This is a genomic window from Nocardiopsis sp. TNDT3, assembly GCF_003427465.1.
GTDB lineage: Bacteria > Actinomycetota > Actinomycetes > Streptosporangiales > Streptosporangiaceae > Nocardiopsis > Nocardiopsis dassonvillei.
The window spans coordinates 1-3,778 of sequence record NZ_QPFC01000920.1 but is presented as its reverse complement, the minus strand read 5'-3'; the positions used below and the strand labels follow the sequence as shown (position 1 = coordinate 3,778).

The window sequence follows — 3,778 nt, the reverse complement described above, 5'->3', positions numbered from 1 at the left end:
GCCCCCCGTCCCCGCGCGGCGCCGACGGTCCCCTCAGCATGCCCGGAAATCGCCTTCCGGACGGTGCGCGGGACCCGCGCCGCCACGACAGAGAGAACCCGAGCCCATGGACGCCCTCGTACTCGCACTGATCGCCCTGGGGGCGATCGGAGCGCTACTCGTCCTCATCATCCGTTTCAACGTCCCCGCCTTCGTCGCGCTCCTGCTGGTCAGCGTCGGTACCGCCCTGGCCACGGGCATGCCCTTCGAGGACGTGGTGCCCACCATCGTGGAAGGGCTGGGCGGCACCCTGGGCAACGTGGCCCTCCTGGTGGGGCTGGGCGCGATGCTCGGCGCCATCGTCGAGCACTCCGGCGGCGCGGACGCGCTCTCCGAGCGCTTCAGCGCGTTGCTCGGCCCGGCCAGGGTCGGCGTGGCGCTGCTGATCGCCTCGTCGGTGATCGCGGTGCCGATCTTCTTCGACGTCGCCTTCATCGTCCTGGTCCCGATCGTCTACGCCTTCTCGCGGGCGGCCCGCCTGCCCTCGCCCATGCGCATCGGCCTGCCCATCGCCGGGCTGATGCTCTTCATCCACGTGGTGCTGCCGCCCCACCCCGGCATCGTCGGCAGCTCCGTGCTCACCGGGGCCGACATGGGGCTGGTCACCCTCCTGGGCGCCGCGCTCATCCTCCCGGTGGGAGTGGTCGCCCACTACACGGCGAAGCTGCTCAACCGGCGCGCGTACGCCATGCTGGCCTCCACCGCCGAACTGTACGAGCAGAACACCGGTGAACCCGGAACCGGCGGTACGGACGGCGCGCGACCCTCCGAGGACGCGAACGGCACGGACTCCTCCGGCGGCGCCGGGACCCCGGACGGCACCGGCGGTACGGGCGGTATCGGCGGGGCGGGCGCCTCCGGCACGGCCAAGGTCTCCGTCCGCCCCCGGGTGGAGCCGCAGCGCCCGCCCAGCGCCGCCGCGGTGATCACGGTCATCGCCGTCCCCATCCTCATGATCGGCCTCCAGACCGTCGCCGGACTCTTCCTGGAGGAGGGCTCCACGGCCCTGCGCTTCCTGACCATGGTCGGGGCCCCGCCCTTCGCGCTGCTCACCGGCTGTCTGCTGGCCCTGTACCTGCTGGGCGTGCGCCGCGGCTGGTCGATGCGTTCGGTCGGCTCGGTCATGGACGCCGCGCTCGCCCCGGCGGCGGTGGTCGTGTTCGTGACCGGAGCGGGCGGCGCGTTCGCCGGGGTGCTCACCGCCAGCGGCATCGGCGAGGTGCTCTCCGAGAGCATGCTCGGCCTGGGGCTGCCCCTGCTGCTCCTGGCCTTCTGCCTGGCCGCGCTGCTGCGGGCGGCCCAGGGGTCGGCCACCGTCTCGGCCCTGACCACCTCCGGGCTCCTGGCCGAGGCCATCGCCTCGGGCGGGTACAGCGGCCTGGAGATCGCCCTGGTCAACCTCGCCATCGGCTGCGGCGCCATCTGCCTGTCCCACGTCAACGACTCGGGCTTCTGGATCGTCTCGCGCTACCTGGGCCTGTCGGTGCGCGACGCCCTGCGCACCTGGAGCGTGCTCGTCACGGTCCTGGGAACGAGCGGGTTCGCCCTCGTCGGCCTCACCTGGGCGCTGGTCTGAACCCCCGCGTCCCGGACGGGACGCGCCGCCCCCCGAACCACACCCTTCGCACACCGAGGAAGGTCCCTATGAACCAGACCGCCACCAGACCCGGAGGCGTCGTCGACACCGCCAGGTTGGAACGGCTGCGCGCCGCCGCCTACCGCATCCGGCTCAACGCCCTCACCCAGGCCCAGGTCCAGGGCCAGGGCTACATCGGCCAGGCCCTCGGTTTCGCCGACGTGCTCGCCGCCCTGTACGCCGACCACCTGCGGCTGCGCCCCGAGGAGCCGGAGTGGGAGGGGCGCGACCGCTGCCTGCTCAGCATCGGCCACTACGCCATCGCCCTGTACGCCGCCCTGGCCGAGGCGGGGATCATCCCCGAGGAGGAGCTGACCACCTACGCCACCGACGACTCGCGCCTGCCGATGTCGGGCATGGCCACCTACACGCCGGGGATGGAGATCTCCGGCGGCTCCCTGGGCCACGGGCTGGGGATCGCGGTGGGCGTCGGACTGGGGCTGCGCCGCAAGGGCAACCCCGCCCGCGTGTACAACCTGCTCTCCGACGGCGAGCTCAGCGAGGGCTCCACGTGGGAGGCGGTGCAGGCCGCGGCCCACCACCGCCTGGACAACGTCACCGCGATCGTGGACATGAACCGCCAGGTGGCCGACGGGCCCGCCCAGGAGGTCATGGGCACCGAACCCGCCGACGAGAAGCTGCGCGTCAACGGGTGGCACACCCTGCGGGTGGACGGCAACGACGTGGCCGCCGTCGCCGCGGCCCTGGACGAGCTGCGCGAGCACCGGGGCTCGCCCACCGCGCTGGTGTGCGACACCAGGATCGGCGCGGGGGTGCCGATGCTGGAGAGCAGGGAGAAGCTGCACTTCATGCGGGTGGCCGAGGACGAGTGGCAGACCGCGCGCGAGCAGCTGCGCCAGGGATACGAGGGGTACACGGCATGAGCACCACCACCAGCAGCAGCACCACTGGCACCGGCGGCGTCGGTGGCACCGGTGGCAGGAAGCTGACGTCGGACGCCATGATCGCCTCGATCGCGGAGGAGGGCGCGCGCACCGTCCAGGCGCCCCTGGGGCACGCCCTGGTGCGCGCCGCGCGTGAGGACGAGCGCGTCGTGGGGTTGTCGGCGGACCTGGCCAAGTACACCGACATGCACGTCTTCCGCGACGCCATGCCCGACCGCTTCCACCAGATGGGCATGGCCGAACAGGTGATGATGGGCGCCGCGGCCGGGCTGGCGATGGAGGGGTTCGTGCCCTTCGCCTCCACCTACTCGGTCTTCGCCACCCGCCGCGCCTACGACTTCCTGTGCCTGGACATCGCCGAGCCGCGCCTGAACGTCAACGTCGTCGCGGCGCTGCCCGGACTGACCACCGGCTACGGGCCCAGTCACCAGGCCACCGAGGACATCGCCCTGCTGCGGGGCATCCCCGGGATGGTGATCGTGGACCCGTGCGACTCGGTGGACATCGAGCAGGCGGTCCCGCAGTTGATCGCGCACGAGGGGCCGACCTACACCCGCATCCTGCGCGGCGCGGTGCCCACGGTGCTGGACGAGTACGACTACGAGTTCCGGCTGGGTGAGGCCGCGCTCCTGCGCGGCGGTGACGACGTCCTGTTCGTCTCCTCGGGGATGATGACCGAGCGGGCGCTGCGCGCCGCCGCGGAGCTGGAGGCCGACCGGATCGGTGTGGCGGTCCTGCACGTGCCCACCATCAAGCCGCTGGACGTGGAGACGGTCCTGGAGCAGGTGGGCCGGGACCGCAGGGTGTTCGTGCTGGAGAACCACTCGGTCGTCGGCGGGTTGTTCGAGTCGGTGGCCTCCGCGCTGGTCCAGCGCGGGGTGGTCCGGCGGATGGAGCACATCGGGCTGCCGGACGAGTTCCTGGACGCGGGGGCGCTGCCCACCCTCTACGACCGCTACGGCGTGTCCGTGCCCCGGATCGTGGAGAGGGTGCGCGCCTCGTTGTGACGGACCGGATCGGACCGGATCGGTCCGGGGCAGGTCGGACCGGACCGGTCCGGGGCAGGTCGGTGCGGGTCGGAGCCGAGCCGGGTCGGGGCGGGACGAGGCACGAGATGACGTGACGAGGTTGGTTCCGTCGGTCGGCGAAGAGAGCCGGGGTCCGTGAAGGTGCGGCGGGGAGTTCTTCGGGGCTCCCC

General features: G+C 72.6%; 3 protein-coding genes. All 3 read left to right on the top strand.

What is annotated here, in order from left to right; all coding sequences use genetic code 11:
- Window positions 1-106: 106 nt before the first annotated feature.
- The 3 genes from DQW06_RS21735 (at window position 107) to DQW06_RS21725 (ending at window position 3,587) form a co-directional block, all read left to right on the top strand.
- A complete protein-coding gene (locus tag DQW06_RS21735; RefSeq protein ID WP_071622239.1) occupies window positions 107-1,615 on the top strand; it encodes an SLC13 family permease in 1,509 nt (502 codons plus the stop codon).
- Between the two features lie 68 nt (window positions 1,616-1,683).
- On the top strand, window positions 1,684-2,559 hold the full coding sequence (locus DQW06_RS21730) for a transketolase (protein ID WP_013153533.1): 876 nt from the start codon (window positions 1,684-1,686) through the stop codon (window positions 2,557-2,559).
- Window positions 2,556-3,587 (top strand): transketolase family protein, encoded by a 1,032-nt coding sequence (locus tag DQW06_RS21725; protein ID WP_071622238.1) that lies wholly within the window; start codon window positions 2,556-2,558, stop codon window positions 3,585-3,587. Before DQW06_RS21730 ends, DQW06_RS21725 begins: the two co-directional genes overlap by 4 nt.
- Window positions 3,588-3,778: the final 191 nt, after the last annotated feature.